12 protein-coding genes are annotated in these 16,549 nt (G+C 69.8%); 8 read left to right on the plus strand and 4 right to left on the minus strand.

All coding sequences use genetic code 11. The features are described 5' to 3' along the window. Positions 1 to 164: 164 nt before the first annotated feature. Both Mth01_RS26455 and Mth01_RS26460 read right to left on the minus strand, forming a co-directional pair. Positions 165 to 1,007: an NAD(P)-dependent oxidoreductase gene (locus Mth01_RS26455; RefSeq protein ID WP_239090025.1), complete on the minus strand. Its 843-nt coding sequence runs from the start codon at positions 1,005 to 1,007 to the stop codon at positions 165 to 167. Further along, a complete protein-coding gene (locus tag Mth01_RS26460; protein ID WP_204018676.1) occupies positions 1,004 to 2,491 on the minus strand; it encodes a hypothetical protein in 1,488 nt (495 codons plus the stop codon). The genes Mth01_RS26455 and Mth01_RS26460 overlap by 4 nt, the downstream gene beginning before the upstream one ends. A 346-nt stretch (positions 2,492 to 2,837) precedes the next feature. Between Mth01_RS26460 and Mth01_RS26465 the strand changes: the two genes are divergently transcribed. From Mth01_RS26465 to Mth01_RS26485, 5 genes are all read left to right on the plus strand, one after another. After that, positions 2,838 to 3,164, plus strand: a complete 327-nt coding sequence (locus Mth01_RS26465; RefSeq protein ID WP_204018677.1) for a hypothetical protein — start codon at positions 2,838 to 2,840, stop codon at positions 3,162 to 3,164. Positions 3,165 to 3,429: 265 nt separating this feature from the next. Beyond that, positions 3,430 to 4,548: a phosphotransferase family protein gene (locus Mth01_RS26470; protein WP_204018678.1), complete on the plus strand. Its 1,119-nt coding sequence runs from the start codon at positions 3,430 to 3,432 to the stop codon at positions 4,546 to 4,548. Between the two features lie 1,671 nt (positions 4,549 to 6,219). Continuing rightward, positions 6,220 to 7,302: a hypothetical protein gene (locus Mth01_RS26475; RefSeq protein WP_204018679.1), complete on the plus strand. Its 1,083-nt coding sequence runs from the start codon at positions 6,220 to 6,222 to the stop codon at positions 7,300 to 7,302. Continuing rightward, positions 7,299 to 8,075 (plus strand): SDR family NAD(P)-dependent oxidoreductase, encoded by a 777-nt coding sequence (locus Mth01_RS26480; RefSeq protein ID WP_204018680.1) that lies wholly within the window; start codon positions 7,299 to 7,301, stop codon positions 8,073 to 8,075. Before Mth01_RS26475 ends, Mth01_RS26480 begins: the two co-directional genes overlap by 4 nt. Before the next feature lie 20 nt (positions 8,076 to 8,095). Then, positions 8,096 to 8,545: an NUDIX hydrolase gene (locus Mth01_RS26485; protein ID WP_204018681.1), complete on the plus strand. Its 450-nt coding sequence runs from the start codon at positions 8,096 to 8,098 to the stop codon at positions 8,543 to 8,545. A gap of 114 nt (positions 8,546 to 8,659) precedes the next feature. On the opposite strand, the gene Mth01_RS26490 is transcribed toward Mth01_RS26485, so the two are convergent. Together Mth01_RS26490 and Mth01_RS26495 are read right to left on the minus strand one after the other, a co-directional pair. After that, complete coding sequence (locus Mth01_RS26490; RefSeq protein WP_204018682.1) at positions 8,660 to 11,767, minus strand: ATP-binding protein; 3,108 nt, start codon at positions 11,765 to 11,767, stop codon at positions 8,660 to 8,662. A gap of 97 nt (positions 11,768 to 11,864) precedes the next feature. Further along, entirely contained in the window at positions 11,865 to 14,024 is a 2,160-nt protein-coding gene (locus tag Mth01_RS26495; RefSeq protein WP_239090026.1) for a hypothetical protein, read from the minus strand. Between the two features lie 190 nt (positions 14,025 to 14,214). On the opposite strand from Mth01_RS26495, the gene Mth01_RS26500 reads away from it, so the two are divergent. Genes Mth01_RS26500 through Mth01_RS26510 form a run of 3 tightly spaced genes read left to right on the plus strand, consistent with a single transcriptional unit; the run spans position 14,215 to position 16,531 of the window. Continuing rightward, a complete protein-coding gene (locus Mth01_RS26500; RefSeq protein WP_204018683.1) occupies positions 14,215 to 14,892 on the plus strand; it encodes a hypothetical protein in 678 nt (225 codons plus the stop codon). Beyond that, complete coding sequence (locus Mth01_RS26505; protein WP_239090027.1) at positions 14,892 to 15,569, plus strand: DUF4352 domain-containing protein; 678 nt, start codon at positions 14,892 to 14,894, stop codon at positions 15,567 to 15,569. The genes Mth01_RS26500 and Mth01_RS26505 overlap by 1 nt, the downstream gene beginning before the upstream one ends. Then, on the plus strand, positions 15,566 to 16,531 hold the full coding sequence (locus Mth01_RS26510; protein ID WP_204018685.1) for a hypothetical protein: 966 nt from the start codon (positions 15,566 to 15,568) through the stop codon (positions 16,529 to 16,531). Before Mth01_RS26505 ends, Mth01_RS26510 begins: the two co-directional genes overlap by 4 nt. Positions 16,532 to 16,549: the final 18 nt, after the last annotated feature.

Below are 16,549 nucleotides of genomic sequence, written 5' to 3' on the forward strand. Positions count from 1 at the left end.
GTGCGGCGACCGCCAGGGTTTGCCCGGACAGGGTCTGCCTGGACGGTGCGGAGGCCAGGAAGTCGATCAATGCTTCGGCACCGGGTGCGATCGGGCGGGCGGGGTGCAGCGGCGTGGAGGCCACAGGCGCTCCAGTCCGGGGATGGCGTCCTGGCAGCTATTAATCATTGGTTTTCCTTTTCGGGCTGTCGCAGGTGGGCCAGGGTGTCCTCAAGGGAGAGGTCGAAGAGGTCCTTATCCCCGGCCCATCGGCCCAGCACGGTCTGCGCCGCGACCGCCAGTTCACTGGGAAGACCTGCCGCATGCAGTGTCTCGGCCACTTCCTGCATCTCCGGCGCCCACCGCCACCCTCGAGCTGCCACGCTCGGCAGATAGTCGGGATCGGCGAGCGCGGAGCCGCCCATCCGGGCGGCCTCAGCACGCAGCTGCTCACGCAGGCCGTACTCCTCAGCCAGGGCATAGGAGACGCCAGCGAGTGTACGGGCGATCTTCTGGAAGGCGGCGAAGGCCATCTTCAGCGAGGAAGCGTCGCCGAGCCGCTCGCCGAGATCAACCGTCTGCACGGCAGTGCCGGCGAACAGGCGCGACACCTCGGCCACGTCCGCTGGTGGCCCGGCCAGATACAGCCGGGCCTCAGCAGACGGGCTGGGCGGCGGGCCGATGATGCTGGCATCGACCACGCGCGAGCCCGCCAGCCGTGCGGCGATGCGCTCCAGACGCTGCGGGCTGATCGCATTGGCCTCCACGTAGATGCCGCGGTAGCCCGCCGCGGCTACCTGGGCGGCAAGGTCTTCGGCTCCTGCCGGGGGACACACCGCGAGAACCATCCGCGCCGTTGCGAGGGCCTGGTGAAGGTCATCGGCTGGCTCCAGGCCTGCGGCATCAGCCCGGCAGGCGCTGGCGGCGCTTCGACCGGCCGGACACCACAGCAGCCGCCAGCCCGAACGGCGGGCCTGGACTGCAAGCGCGGCACCCATCTGGCCTGGATGCAGCACGAGCACGGTCACTGCCGTGCCTCCAGTGGAGGGGCAGCGGGAGCACGGCAGAACGTTTCGATCTCCTCGCGCATGGCAATTGCGAGCGATGCGTTCTGATGCACTGGGCGGGCCAGTTGGTTGCCGAGCTGTCGGAGCCGCCGGGCCACGCTGTCGGTACGTCGCCGTGCGCCCATGCTCAGCACAGCCTGAGCGACTTCTACGGTGCCGTCGAGTTCGCCGTGGGCCAACCGGGCGGCGGCCAGCTCCAGCATCGCCAGGCACTGTTCGCCGATACGGCGTTGCTCCGGCAGGGATGCCTCGTACCAGATCACCGCGGCGGCGGCAAGGCGTTCGGCGTCCCGGTAGCGGCGTTCGTCGGAGTCGCCCAGCCACAGTTGGCAGGTTGCTCCGTAGAAGGACTGCTTGGCGTCCGGGAAGACGAGCATGCCACCGAACTCGTCGTCTCCGCGGATCTGTTCGCGGGCTCGATCGGCGCGGCGTAGTGCCTCATCGGCGGCTGCGGCGTCGCGCATTCGGGCGTGGGCACGGGCCTCCAGCGCGGCCAGCCGTACTTGGACGGTGCCGGTTTCGGGGGTGTGGTCCCAGACCGAGCGGGCCAAAGTCACGGCGTCGGTGGGCCGGTTGTCCCAGTAGGCGATCAGGCTCTGGGTGCCGCCGACCCAGGTGAGTAGCCAGTTGTTTCCGGCCAGCTCCGCACACAGTCGCGCGGTGCGGGCCTGGGTCTCGGCGGCGGCCAGGTTTCCCAGATCGAATGATGCGTTGGCCAAGATGCCGCACAGTACCCCCGTGATCAGATACAGATCGCGGGCCTGGTCTGGGCGCTGCCTGCCTTCGAGGAGTTGGAAAGCGCGGTCACGTAAGTGCAGCACTTCCACGAACGTCGGGGCGACAGGCCGATTGGGGTAGGTAATGACGATGCGGGCGATGTCTGCGTGGAACTGTTCCAGGGTGTGCGGGCCGACGTCGGCCTGTTCGGCGCGGCTGATGAAGTCGGCCGACTCGTGTGCGGCTGACATCACCAGGTCCTGGAGGCTGTGCGGAGGCGAGTGGTGATCATCTGTCTTTCCATCCCCGACATGTACTGATGCCCGTGCTGCCGGCAGCGGCACGGGCAGGAGAGGTGGTGAGTAGTCGGCGCCGAACCCGAGTTGGACGGGACCGGTGGCGAACAGGCGGCACAGCAGGTCCTGATAGAAGCGATCCGGGGTCGCGGTCGCCTCCCATTCGCGCCAAGAGCGTTCGACCAGGCCGCAGCGGGCCAGGCCCAGATCATCACACAGGGCGTGGACACGGCGGACCGCTTCGTCGACCGTCCATCCGGCGGCCAGTCGCCATGCCTTGAGCGGCCGGTGTCTGCAGCAGGTGCGGATCTGTTCGGCGATCCGCCGCAGGGTGAGGGGGTCGAGCGGGTCCGGCGACAGGGTGCCGACGACCTCGAACCGGATTCGCTGAGCGCACTGCCGAACATGTGCATCAGGTTGTCGTGGGCCCACTGCCGTTCTCCCGCTGTCGCCGATTCCACAGCCATGGCCGTACCGCCACCGTACGCCGCCGAGGCAAGTGTCGCCTCTGTACTGGCCCCTACGACAGTGCGGACGCTCCTCCTTATCCCCCACCTACCGGAGGATGATCTTCCTGGCGTGGCGTTCAGTCCTCCTGGTCCGGGCGGGCAGTCCTCACTACCGCCGTTACCTGCACAGAAGGATCGTTGGGTCTCCGGCACCCGTTCAGAGGTGATGCTGTTCCCGCAGCTGAGCAAGTGCCCATCACGCTGGTCCGCTCACGGTCACCACGACGTGGCGGTGTCTTTCCTCAAGAAACGCTTGCTCAGGAGACCCATTGAATGTGCTCGCCTCCGCACAGACCCCACCGACGACGCACGCCGAGGCGGTGGCGCGGCAGCTCGCCTCGCACCTGGCCGCGGACCACGGCATCACCAGCACGATCGCCGCGCTTCACGGCGTCGCCGTAGTACGGCTGGGGGACCTGTGCGTGTGGATCCGTCTCGGCGAGATCAGCTGGTCAACCGGTGCCCGCCGTCCCAACGGGTATCCGGTCACCGCCACCATCCCGGCCGGCCAGACCGTGCAGGCGGCCGAGCAGATCGCCGCCCGCTACCGACAGGTCAGCGGTGCCGTCGGCATCTATGCCGTACGGATCGTCTGACTATGTCGGCCATTCCGCCAAGGCGCGGAGGTCACTGATGGACTACCTGATGGTCTACTTCCACCGGATCGGCCAGGCGATTCGCGCCACAGTACCTGCCCCTAGAGATGACGGCGGGGCCGAACCCTCCGACGGATCAAACCCCGGCGCCCCCCGAACCATCCCCCGAGCCCCCGCCCGAGCGCTTGTGTCTCATCCTCATCGGCCCTCAGGAGGGCAACACGTCGATTCATCCAACAGAACTGTGTGTGATGGGAGGTACCTAGTGAATGCCCGACCCGTGCTGGTAGCGGCCGCGCCCAGTTCGCCGACGCAGAACAGGCATCACGCCGTACAGGCGGTGCAGCGTGTGCGCCCGGATTTCGTCCCGACCGACCTGCTACGACACACCAGTAAGACGATCGTGATGAGCGGCAGCGTCGGCCCGCAGCAGGTCGTCGCGAAGGTGCTGGTCGACCGGGGCCCGTTCTGGCGGGACAAGTTCGACCGGGAGGTCGGCATGTACCGGGCGTTCACCCGGCATGCGCCGCCGGTCCGCGTGCCACGCCTGGTCGACGCGGACGCCCCCGCCGGGGTGCTGGTCCTCGAACGGCTGACCGGCAGGAGGCTGGCCGACGACCGGTATCCGGCCGGGCCGGTCCCGGCGGACGACATCACCGCGGTGCTGGACGCGGTCGCTTCCCTGGCCCGGTGGGAACCGCCCATGCCGCTGAGTGGGTGGGATTACCGCGAGCGGGTGGAGCGCGACTACCGCGCGGGGTTGCTCGACGACGACGATCACCGTGCCCTGGCCGTACTGCTCGCCCAGGCCGGCTCTCGGCGGTGTTTCGCCCATGGCGACCTGCTGCCCAGCAACGTCCGTCTGCTGGCCGACTCCGGCGAGCCTGGCCAAGTGGCGCTGCTCGACTGGGAGTTCGCCGGGCTGTACTTGCCAGGGTTCGACCTGGCGCTGCTGTGGGTGCTGCTCGGCGCGGTCTCGCCAGCACGCCACCTGATCGACACGCGCATCGCCGCCGCCGACCCGCAGACGCGTGCGGCGTTCACGGTCAACCAGGCGCTGGTGTTCACGCGGGAACTGCGCATCCACCACGAGGCCTCCCCCGGGAGATGGCGCGAGCGGCGGCTGAGCACCCTGACCCGCGACTGGACGGCCTTTCGCGCCCAGACACTCCACCCCGCCGGGAGGCATAATGCCCGACGCCCCCTTGCCCGCCGTGGCCGTGAGCGGGCCCGACAACGTCGGGAAGACCACCCAGGTCAGGCTCCTCGCCCGCCGATACGGCGCCCGCGATCTCGGCCCGCTGGACGACTACGACGCCCGGTGGGCGGAAGCGAAACGTCAGGGCCTGGCCGCATGGTGGTTCCACTCGGCCCCGATCGGTGAAGTCGTGGACGTGCTCGCATGCTCCTACCTGGCACGCGCAGCCACGGCCCAGTCCAGCCCACCAGGCCGGATCCTGCTGCTGGATCGGGGCATGAGCATGCTCGGCGCGTCCATCGCGGCCACCGTGGCCGCCCGCGACGAGGTCCCGCTCCCCGTCGCCGCTGATCGGGCGGCCCGCCTGCTGGCGCCGTACGCGTCCGACATCGTCAAGGCGCAGCGCGCCGAACAGGAGGTGCTGCTCCTGCATGCCGAGGACCCGTTGCGGGGCGCAGAGGTGGCCCTGTCCCGGGAACACGCCGTCACCGGCATGTACCGCCGCTACCAGGTCGCCCTCAACGAGCACCTCCACCACCGGCCGCACGACACCCCGATCGTCGTCGGTGACCGGTCGATCACGGCTGTGCACGGTGACCTGTGCGTGCGGTTGGAGCAGATGTCGGTGCCGGTCGCGCCGCCTGTCGTCACCAGCCGGTGGACCGTCGCTCTGGGGGGCATGTCGGAGAGCGGCAAGTCCACAGCGGGAGAATACCTGCAGCACGAGCACGGGTTCGCCCGGCTGAAAATCGGCTACCTGCTGGACTGCGCCGCCGCGCGCCACCGCATCGCCGACGTGTACGTCCTGCCGCCGGTCGAACTGGCCGAGCTGCTGGTGCTGGAACTCGACCAGTACGCCGCAGCGCACCACTACCAGCCCCACCTCAGCATCGAGAGCCTGCACAGAGCCGACCTGACACAGGAGCTCGGCAAGCTCCTCGGCCCGGCGCTGACGGTGGCCTACCTCGACACATCGGCGGAAGTACGGTGCCGGCGCGGCACCCAAGGTCCCGATGACGTCGCCGAACGGGACACGATCAAGCGGGATCGCGGGGCCGACCGTGTCCTCAGCATCGCCGATGTGGTCATCGGCAACGACCGCTCCCGTACTGAGCTATTCCACGCGCTGGACCTGATAGTGCGGCGGCGGCTGTGGCCCGACCGCAGCCCCCGGCGGGTCACCGTACCCGACCTGGGGTTGCCCGCCCATCTCGCCGGTTTCCTCGACAGCGTGCTGACGACGCTCACCAGTTCCGCTCCGCGCGTGCAGATGATCGCGGTGACGGGGTCCGGTGGTCGCGGTGAATACCGCATCGGGTGGAGTGACCTGGACGTGCTCTTCGTCGCCGACGCGACTGCCACACTCCACATCAGAGTTGCCTTACGACAGACGCGTGACCAGCTGGATGGCGTCAAACTCGGCCTCACCGTGATCACACCAGGGGAGATCCGTGCCGGCGCCCTGACGTCTCGCCTGCTCTACGCGATCACGTCAATTGCGGCGGGGAAGGCACCAGTGCTGTGGGCAGCGCCGGGGTTCCGCCTTCCCCACCCCGACACCCGAATGGTCGCCGCTCGCAATCGGCACGAAGGCGCGACCGCGGCGTTCGGCCTGCGGCGGATTCTGCTGGCCGACCCTGTCGACATCCGCACCGCGTACAAGACGGCCGGAGTGCTGGCGAAGATCGTGCTGCGGTGCGAGGGGCAGATGCACTACAGCGATGCCGACGCGCTTGAGGCATTCACCGAGTTCGCCGGGCTGCCGACCCCAGCGGACGCGCCTGCCGACCCGGTAGTCACCGTTCGGCTCGCCGAGCAGGTGCTGCGGTGGTGGCTGGCCAGCGTGGAGGCCGCCCCGTGACCCTCGAGATGACTGCCGCATCCCCGATCGCCGATCCCGCCGGTGGTTTTGCCCGCCACGCCGACGGCACATTCCGCAAAACGATGCCGTTGGAGCGGGTGCACCGCGAACTTGAAGGGTGGCGGTCCATCCGCGGGCACCTGCCGGTCGCGACACTGCTGGGCCAGCATGCCGCACCCGGTGGCCAGCACACGCTGATCTACGAGGACGTCTTCGCCGCCGGGCGATGCACCCGCCTGCTGGCAGACCTCATCGCCGACGCCGACCGCGATCCCGCACAGGCGCCCGCCGCGGCGGCGCTCGTCGACGCGGTATGCGACAGCTGGGCACAGGCCGCCGCCAGAACCGGCCGCACTGCCCCGATCGGACAGTGCCAGCCGGGCCTGTACGCCGCCAGGCTCGCCCCCGGCGGCCGCCTCGACTCCTGGTACGGGCGGATGCCCCCCGTCGTGGTCGACACCGGTGCCGCCGTCACCCCTGTGGACATGCCCGCCCTGCTGGCGCAGCTCCGCATTGAACTGGCACCGGGCAGGCGATGCCCGACCGCGGTCACCCAAGGTGACCCCACCGAGCCGAACATCGCCGCCCCGATGCGCTGGCTCGACTATGAACACGCGGGGCGTAACGCGCTGGCCGGCGAGGTGGCGACCCTGCTGTGGTACCTGCTGGCGATGGGCGGCTGGCTGGTGCCCCTGTACAAGCCGCTGACCTATGCCCGCACCGTCCACGCCCCTGGTCTGCCGCTGCCACCGGCCGTGACGTACCTGCACCTCCAGGACGGGAGAGTGGACATCGCCGCGCAGATCAGAGCGGACGCCGGTCGGCGCGCTGTGATCACCGCGCTACTGCGGCGCCTGCACGGCGACATCGGTGAGCTGATCTGCGGCCCGCACCGCGATCCGCTGGCCGCCATGCGACCATGGCTCGCGACGCGCATCCTGGGCGTCATTCCGATCATCCATATGACCCGCGCGGACGCAGCCGTCTGCCTGCTGAAACTCGTCCAGGTGCTCGACCCGGGCACCCGACTGGACGACTTCGCCGCGACCGCCGAATCCTCCCGACAGGAGCAGCGATGAGCAGCCCGGTCACCCGCCCGCTGGACGGTCAGGTCGCCGTCGTCACCGGCTCGGCTACGGGAATCGGCGCCGCCATCGCCGTGGCGCTCGGCCGTGCCGGCGCCAACGTCGCGATCAACCACCCCGGGCATCAGGAGTATGAAGCACTGGACGTGTCCACCCAGGTGCGGGACGCGGGCCGCGCGGCCGTCACCGTCAAGGCCGACCTCACCCGCCCCGGCGAGGTGCGTGCTCTGGCGGAGACCGTGCACGAGCGGCTCGGCCCCGTCGACATCCTGGTCAACAACGCGGGCGACTACCCCCGCACCCGCTGGACCGACCTCGACGAGGACACCTGGGGGCAAGCGCTGCACCTCAACCTGACCGTGCACTACCGGTGCGCCAAAGCGTTCACTCCCGGCATGGTCGCCCGCTGCCGTGGACGGGTCATCAACATAGGGTCGATCACCGCCCGGGCCGGCCGGCCGGGACTGGTCGCCTACGCGGCGGCGAAAGCCGGACTGGTCGGGTTCACCCGGTCCCTCGCCCGCGAGCTCGGCCCCTACGCGATCACCGTCAACACCGTCGTGCCCGGTCCTATCGAGGTGGAACGGGAAACCACGCTTCCCGCGAGCGACCGGACACCACCGGATGCACAGGTGGCACGCCAATGCCTGAAACGCAGAGGACAGCCGGACGACGTCGCCAGCGCGGTAGCGTTCCTCGCAGGACCCGAGGCATCGTTCATCACCGGCCAGTCCCTGCACGTCGACGGCGGCTGGCTCCTTCACTGACCGGAAGGACCATTGTCCCCATGAAAGAACGCGTACGCGGAGTCCTCATCACCCCGGCCGGAAATCTGTTGACGATCAAACGCGTCCGCCCCGGGGTTGATCCATACTGGGTACTTCCCGGCGGGGGAGTCGAGCCAGACGACGCCACCTTGGAAGCGGCGCTACTCCGGGAGATCGACGAAGAACTCGCCGGACAGCCCACCATCGACGCCCTGATCCATATCCTGGAAACCGACGAGGATCGGCAATACTTCTTCCTCGGCCGGATCGGGTCATGGGATCCCGACCGGCGGACCGGGCCGGAGTTCGCCGACCCTTCCAGCGGCCAGTACATCACGGAGGAAGTGCCACTCCATCCGGAGCAGCTGACTCAAATCGCGTTGAAGCCCGAACCGATCGCGCACCTGCTCACCAAGCACGCCTCCGAGTTGTTCCAACTCGCCGACCTGAGACTCACCCACAAGATCTAGCCGGTTGGCCCGGAGACGGTAAATGGACGTGGGGCCGACCGTAGATCGGGCCTAGCCTGGACGCGCGTTCCTTGACCAGGTTCCGGTACAGGGTCGCGGGACCGGACGGTGCGGTCAGTGTGGTCCGGGGCCGTCCGGGCCGGTGAAGGAGAGCTCGGCGGGGGTCTCTCCGTCGAAGGGGAGCACGAAGCGGCGCGGCCACGACAGCACGGTCTCCAGCCAGCCGGCCGCCATCGTCTGGGCGACGTACTTGAACCGGTCGCGTGGCTCGACCGCGAGCGCGACGGTCATCACGTCCCGCTGGACGCCCTCGTGCTCGTCGTCGCCGAGGATCACCCGCCAGGCCAGCGCCCGGTTGCGGTCGACCTCCATCGACAGCGGGTGATGGCGCAGCGCCTTGGCCCGATGGCCGAGCAACTCCGTACGGACGCCGACCGCCACTGCGCCGCCTCGCCCTCCGGCGGAGGCCGTCGAGGTCTCGGCCGACTCGACAGGCTCGCCGGCGACGGGCTCCCCCGTCCCGAACAGGGGGTATTCCATGGCCGGGGCGGGACTGCGCAGGTCGGGCGCCGGGCGGCCGAAGGGGAACAGCCGGTCCACCTCGTGCAGCCAGCGGACCTGTGGGATCACCCAGCCCGGCCCGGGCCGTTCGCCGGCGCGCATCGGCGGCGTCCGCTCCCGCTGCCCGAGCAGCCCGGCCGCGACCTCGGCGGCCCTCTCGGTGAGCCGCGCGGGGTCGAAGCACGTACGCAGCGACCAGGCCCGGCCGGCGACCGCCTGCTCGACCAGCGTGGCCAGCAGGCACTCCCGGCGCTTGACCGGCAGCTCCGCCCAGCCGTCGGAGAGCACGCGCGGCACACCGGGCAGCGACCGGTTCGTCACGAACGCCAGGATCACCGTGTCGGTCCAGATCCGCAGCCAGGCCCATTCGGGCGCGGCCGCGAGCAGGTCGGCCTCCCGCAGCTCGACCAGCGTGCACGCCCTGCCCGTACGGCACTCGCCGCCGCAGGCGGCCGAGCGGCGCCCCCGGATCGGCGGCACCGGGCTGTGCGTCGGGCGCTCCCGGTCCTCCCCCAGCGGCACCCGGACCCGCAGCGGCCGGTCCATGCCGTCGGCGAAGACCGCGGCGTGCCCGGGCTGGAGCGAGACGACCTGGCGGGACTGGTCCTCGCTCAGGTTCATCGCCGCCCCCACGAGCTGCCGGTCGTCCTCGGCCGGGAGCCGGTGCACGACCTTGAGCGCCGTGTTCTTCACGACGTCGGACACGAGCTTGGTCGGGATCTGCTCGGCCACGACGATGCCCTCGCCGTACGCCCTGATCTCGGCGAGCATCCCGGCGAGCAGCTCGACCGCGTGGGTGGAGGCGCGCTGGGCGCCGCGGTCGCGCAGCAGGCGGTGCGCCTCCTCGATCACGATGACGTGGCGGAGCCCTCGCTCCCGCTGCTCGTGCCGCGGCTCCTGCCTGGCCCGCATCCGCAGGTGCTCGACGATCCGGATGATCAGCGTGCCCATCAGGAACGCCTTGTCCTCGTCGTTGGCCACGTCCTCGATCGCGAGCACGACGTTGCGCTGGAGCAGCCCGCCGATGTCGGCGGGATGGCCGCCCTCGAAGAACCTGCCCGCGCTGCCCACCCGCAGGCTGCGCAGGCGCAGGCTGATGAACCCCTCGACGTCGGCCTGGACCTCGTTGCCGTAGCCGATCTCCTGGATCACCTCGAGCGCGTGCTGCTGGAGCTGCTCGAGGGTCGGCACCGCGGGCTGTACGGCCGCGCCGGGGATGCCGCCCCCGGTCACCACGTCCCACCCGTTGGCCTCGTACACCCGCTGCAGCGCGAGCGACATGATCTGCGGGAACGGCTCCTCGGCGTCGAAGGCGGCCATGAAGAGCGCGCGGACCATGTCGATGTGCGCCTGGACCGGATAGCCCGGCTCGGGAGCCAGCGGGTTCACGCTGATCGGCACGTTGCCGGGCGCCGACGGGTTGATCACGGTCACCGGGGCCAGCTGCTCGACGCGGCCGGCCATCGCGGCGTACTCCGACTTGGCCGGCTCGATCGCCAACCATGGGATCCCCGCCTCGGTGAGCTGTTCCAGCAGGTGCCTGACGGTCTGGGACTTGCCGGAACCGGTCGCCCCGGTGACGAACGCGTGACGGTTGAGCGTGGCCAGCGGCACCCGGAACGTGCCGACCGCCCGGTCCTGTCCGTCGACGATCGCGCCGAGATCGATCAGCTCGCCCGAGCCCTCCGCCTCGGCCTCGCTCGTCACGTCGAAGAAGCCGGCGTCGAGCACGCGCACTCCCGGCACCTCCCGCCGCGGCAGTCCGGCGAGCGCGGCGAGCGCGCCCGCCGTGGCCGCGAACGGCGCGCCCGCGCCGTCGGCGGAGTCCTGCAGGTTGACCGTGAGCGCCTCGGCGAAGCCGTACACCGAATCGCACCCGCCGTCGCCGGTGAGGGCCGGCAGCGACATGGCGCTGCGCAGCCGGTAGGGGTGGTGGCTCATCTCCACGGAACCGACGAGCACCGGTGCGATCTGGCGCAGCTCGTCGGGTCCGGCGGCGCCGGCGAGCACCCGCACGTTCCACAGCCCGGCCTCGCGGAAGGCGTCGAGCTCCTGCATCCTGCGCTCGGCCCGCTCGGCGTCGAACCGCGACCGCTCGGAGGCGTCGCCGTACTGTCGCAGCACGTTGAGCTGGGTGCGCAGGTGGGTGACCTCCGCGTCGAGCAGATCGGTCGGCTCGGCCACCACCACCCAGCCGAACGGCCGGGACATGAGCGTGACCAGCGTGGACTCGAACAGCGTCGGCCGCTTGTGCTCATCGTGCTCGGGCTCACGCCTGCCGTACAACGGGGGTGCCTGGCGGCCGGGGCACGGCGTCCACACCAGGTCTGCCAGGTCGTCCAGCCACTCGTCGCCGATCTCCACCCCACGGGCGCCACCGGGGAACAGCAGCGGCTGAGGGCTGACGACGTGGGACTCGCCGGGCGCCGTCGCGCGCCTGGGCGGGCGGGGCGGGGTGAGCGGTCCGGCGTTCGTGATCAGCTCGAGCGGGGCGCCCGAGCCCCGGGAGAGCCAGCCGATGACGAACGGCCGGTTGCGCTGGGCGGCGGAAAGGACAGCCGGGAGAACCGTGACGAAGTCCCACTCAGCGGATGAACTGCGCGAGGGGGCTGTTATCGCCTGGATTCGGTACCACGGCCCGCTCAGGGGAAACGGATGCATGAGAACCCTCAGTCGACGACGAACAGGGAAGAGACTCGTTCAACCATCACGTGCGCATGGCCGTGTTGACGATGCCCTTACCCGTTCCAAACCGTGTCTATTGCCGCCTGCGCCAGTCCAGCCGCGGCGGCGGAGGGCCGAGATTGGGCGGCGGAGCGTCGGCCGGCAGCGGTTCGGTGGGCAGGGGTTCGGTGGGCAGGGAGTCGGCCGGGGCGGCCCCGGATCGTACGGCGTCAGAACGGGCTGCGTCAGAACGGGCTGCGTCGGCGGGCGGAGCGCCCGGCGGTGCGGTTCCCTCGTCCCGGTTGTCTCTATCGTCCTGGTTGTCGCTGGCTTCCCGCTCGGATGGCTTCGGCTCCCCCGCTCCCTGAGGTCGCGTTCCGTGGCTCCGCCCTCCATACCTGTGCGGTTTCGATTCCTCGGCGGCCAGCGCGGCCCGCCGTACCTCGCCGAACTCGTGCAGCGTGGTCTTGGGGAGGGTGAGGATCGCCGGGTTGGCGTCGGCCAGCCGCACCTGCCGTCCCTCGGCCGTCGCATGCGTGACGATCACGGACGTCGTGGGGAGCTGCTGGAGCTGGTGCGGCTCGACCAGGAACTCGCGCGACCGCTGCAGCACCCCCTCGGCGACCGTGTTGGTGTGACGGCCCCATTCGGTCGACTCCGTGATGTCCTCCCTGAGGTCGCCTTCGCCCTTCTCCTCCTGGCTGGTGTGGCCCGCGCCCACCGTGGAGGTGTAGAAGCCGCCGGCGCCGTGCACCGCCGAGCTGAACGTCTCGGTGAGCTGCGCCAACTGCAGGCGGTGCTCGGTGCCGACGTGCTCGCTCGCCACCCGGGCGTCCTCCGCGTTGCCCAGGCGCATGAACGCGACAGCGGCGTGGCCGCGGCCCAGGCGCTCCCGGACCGTCGGGGTGAGGCTGCGGTAGGTGAGGACGAGCCCGGTACGCGAGGTCTCGCAGGCGTCCATCAACCGGTCGAGCACGTCGCCGCGCAGCTTGTCCGCCCCGGCGACGATGATCGTGTGATACCAGGGCCGTTCACTCGCCGGCGACTGGCGCAGGATGTGCGTGAGCGCGGTGGCGACGTACGTCCCCAGGACGCGGTTGCCGAAGACGCCGGCCTGCCGGTCCATGCTGACCACGCGCAGCCGGGCGGGCGGCAGCCGTACGGCCTCGGTGCCGAGCGCCTCCAGCTTGCGTAACTGGGACTCCAGCGCCCAGGCCCGTTCGATGACCACCCGGTCGGCCACGCCCCGGCCGAACAGCATGCCGATGCGTTCGAGCTGGCCCGCGGTGAGCAGGCCGAACCGCATGTCGTCGCGCGGGTCGCCCACCTGGGCCAGGGCCCGCAGAGCAGCGGTGACCTGGCTGATCGTCGCGTTCTCGCCGAGGACCTCCAGGACCCGTTCCAGGATCGCGTTGTCGAAGCCGATGTCCCGGCTCGTCTCCTCGCTGACGCTGACCACGTGCGCCAGCACGTCGGCGAACGCCTCGGGCTTGAGCGTCGCGCCCAGGTCGAGGCGGGGCAGGTCCACCGGGAGCACCCAGACGAGCGGGTCGTCGCCGCCCCGCCTGGCCAGCTCGATCAGGTCCTTGGCGATCGCACCCTCGGACAGGTCGAGGACGGTCAGGTGGCCCCCGCTGTAGAGGCGGGTCGCGCCGATCAGCGTGATCAGCGCCGACCATCCCGGCAGCGTGCCGCCCGCCACGTCGACCCGGTCGATCTCGTCGGGCACGGCCACCGCGTACCAGGTGAGCTGGCGGTCGAACCGGTTCTTCCGCTCCGCCCAGTCACGGTATTTCGCGGCGTGATCCTCCTGGGCGGTGACGATCTCGCGGCGGCGCCGCTCCTGCTCGCGCCGGGCCGACTCCCGGCGCTGGCTCACCCGCGCGTCGACGGTCCGGTTGCCCTGCCGGATGGCGTACGCGCAGATCCCGGCGACGCCGCCGGCCGCCACCAGGCCGAGCAGTACGAGCGGCCAGGCCAGCAGGCCCAATACGCCGAGGGTGAGGATCACCGCCGCCACGACGGTCATGAACGTACGGAAGATCCGTACCGGGTGGTTGAGCAGGTCCTCCTGGAGCCGTGCCCGGCGGAGCCACTCGTCGTCCTGCCCGGCCGCGTCCTCGTCGGCGACGACGTCATCCCGGGCCGGACGCTTCGGTGGTGGTCCGGGATCCGGGTACAACAGAGCGTACTGCCAGCCCAGGTAGATCCGATCTGCCTGGGGCTGGGCATGCTCAGGGTGCGGGTCGCCCACGAGCCCAGTCCTCCATGTCCGCCTCGATCACCAGCGTAGGAGTTGGAAGCCCTGTCAGGGTGGGCTTCTCGCCATTCGCGCCCTTATATTCCCGCCGGAGGCGGGATCAAGAGCACGGTCCCGCGGAGTCGGGATCAAGGGAGCGGATGGGGCGGATGAGGCGAGTGTGGTCGTACTACCATCGCTTGCCATGACGTCACCCAGTCATGGCACCCGTCGCCGACGCCCGGTCCTGGTCCCGGTCGCCGCAGCGCTGGCCGCCGCCGGGATCGGCGTCACCGCCGCGTTGGGCGGGCTGAAGGAGGCCCCGCCGGAGAAGCCTCCGCATGTCACCCCGGGACAGGTCATCGACCAGGGCCAGTTCCGTACGGAGTTCCTCGAGGCCGTCGACACGACCGAGCAGGGCAGCTTCGGCGTGACCAGGCGCTACCTCGAAATCCTCGTCAAGGTCACCAACCTCGGCAAAGAGACGGCATTTGTCGGCGTCCTCCCCAAGTCCGGCGACATGGTCTCCAGGACTCCCGGCTTCGCGGGATCCATCCTTCGGGTAACTCCCGCGATCAAGTCCAAGTACGATCCGCTGGCCTCGGTGGTCAGCTACGGGATCAAGAGTCAGTTGCTCCACCCGGGGATAACGACGACGGTCGTCGTGAAGTACGAGTTGGAGCCCGCCCAGCAGCCTCCTTCGTCGATCACCGTTGATGTCGGGAAGTTCGTCTACGAGCGGATAAGCGACCGACACCAGACGTACTATTGGCAGATCGTCCCGAAAGGGGAGTTGCCTACCGACGCGGCCAGTGAGGGGGAATTCATCATCCCTGCGATAGCCGCCCAGGTCTCCCTCCCGGTACGGCAGGAGCAGACGTGATGGTGGTGGCACAATCACAGGCGCCCATCGCCGCTCCCCAGGCGGCCGAGAAACGTCCGGTGCGCAAGAGCCTCGGCCGACGGATCACCGCGGCTGTTATAGGGATCGCACTCGCGGCAGCGGCGGTCTACGCGCAGACCTTCGCCCTGTCGTTCGAGCAGCGCACCTCGTCCCTCACGTACAAGGGGCGGATCGGCGAGGTGGTCGCGACCGGGCGCTACAACGTCAAGGTGGCCTCGGTGACCGCCGCGCATGCCGTCGACACCCAGGACTACAGCGACAACGTGACCAAGGTGGGGACCAGCAACCTGTTCCTCGTGGTCGACGTCTCCGCGACCGCTGCCCGCGAGCCGATGCAGGTGGCTGCGCTCAACCCGCCGGTGCTGCTGACCGAGGACGGCCGGCGATACCGGCCCACCGACAAGGTCGCCCAGAGCCTCACCTTCTTCAACAGATGGATCCAGCCGGGCTTCTGGATCAGCGGAGTCCTGGTCTTCGAGGTGCCCAAGGACGCGGTGCCCGGAGCCCGGCTCGTATTCATTCCAGCGGGATCCGCCATCGTCATGGATAACTTCGCACCGGAAGCGGAGATCGATCTCGGCCTGTCCGACGAGGCGGGCAGGCGGCTGATCTCGCAGGCAGAGGACTACCACTCACTCGTGAGCAAGAAGCGATGACCGAGCCCTCCACCAACGAACCCCCGACGAACGAGACGCCGCGCGAGCGTGACTGGTTCGCACCCCCGCCGAGCCAGCCCACGGAGATCCCGGACGACCCGTCCGACATCACCTACAGCGGCCCGCTGCCTCAGGCGCCGGCCGCGATCCCGATTCCCGGCCGGCTGCGGCAGCCGCAGGATGTCCGGGTCTGGCCGCCGGAGCGGGAAGCGGACTCCACCCAGCCGTTCCCCGCCCTCCGAGCCACCCCGCTCGCGGCCTCCCCATCGCATGGTGCGCCGCCACCTGTCGGACCAGCGGCCGTCGACACTCCGCCAGCGGAACCACCGGAGGTGCCAGGCCCGGCCGCCGAGCCCCCGCCCGCCCAGTTACCCTCCCCCGGCGACGTGCCCGAGCGGAAGCCTCGGCGTACGGCGCTGCTGTGGTCGGGCGCGGCACTGTCCGTAGCGCTCGCCGTGGGCCTGCCCGGATTGTTTGGTTACAACGTCTACAAATATGGCCGGCCGAGCGACGTCATCCAGATCGTGGACCCGGGCAAGGCAGCCGGCTGGCAGCACGTTTCCTGGCAGGCCACACTTGAGAAGATCTCTGACCCGACCGGAAAACCGGACACCTCGGACCGGCAGTGGATGAAGGCCGTTGTCACCAGGACCGCCCTTGATAGCGAGGGCGCGATCCGCCACGGCTCTCCAAAGGTGCGACTGACGGACGACTCTGGCCGGATCTGGTTCATGGAAGAGACCGATAACGAAACGCCGCCCGACACCATCGACAACAAGATCGGCACGCCGTACCGGATCGAACTGCTCGGCACTGTGCCGGTGTCCATCGCCGATGAGGTCGAACTCCTCGTTCGCCCCAGCAGTTATCGAAGCGTCCCCGGTCAGTCAGCGGAAGATTTCACCAAGGCGGCTTTCAGCAGCGAAGAGAAGGATGACCACGTGCTGCGATTCCGCCGCTGAGTTCCACTGGGCTCCGCT

The sequence above is a fragment of the Sphaerimonospora thailandensis genome (genome assembly GCF_016863115.1).
GTDB classification, from domain to species: domain Bacteria; phylum Actinomycetota; class Actinomycetes; order Streptosporangiales; family Streptosporangiaceae; genus Sphaerimonospora; species Sphaerimonospora cavernae.

What these genes read in the sequence shown, in the direction of transcription:
- Mth01_RS26490 (WP_204018682.1), bottom strand. Translation starts at nt 11,767, where the DNA reads ATGCATCCGTTTCCCCTGAGCGGGCCGTGGTACCGAATCCAGGCGATA.
- Mth01_RS26510 (WP_204018685.1), top strand. Translation starts at nt 15,566, where the DNA reads ATGACCGAGCCCTCCACCAACGAACCCCCGACGAACGAGACGCCGCGC.
- Mth01_RS26480 (WP_204018680.1), top strand. Translation starts at nt 7,299, where the DNA reads ATGAGCAGCCCGGTCACCCGCCCGCTGGACGGTCAGGTCGCCGTCGTC.
- Mth01_RS26500 (WP_204018683.1), top strand. Translation starts at nt 14,215, where the DNA reads ATGACGTCACCCAGTCATGGCACCCGTCGCCGACGCCCGGTCCTGGTC.
- Mth01_RS26485 (WP_204018681.1), top strand. Translation starts at nt 8,096, where the DNA reads ATGAAAGAACGCGTACGCGGAGTCCTCATCACCCCGGCCGGAAATCTG.
- Mth01_RS26505 (WP_239090027.1), top strand. Translation starts at nt 14,892, where the DNA reads ATGGTGGTGGCACAATCACAGGCGCCCATCGCCGCTCCCCAGGCGGCC.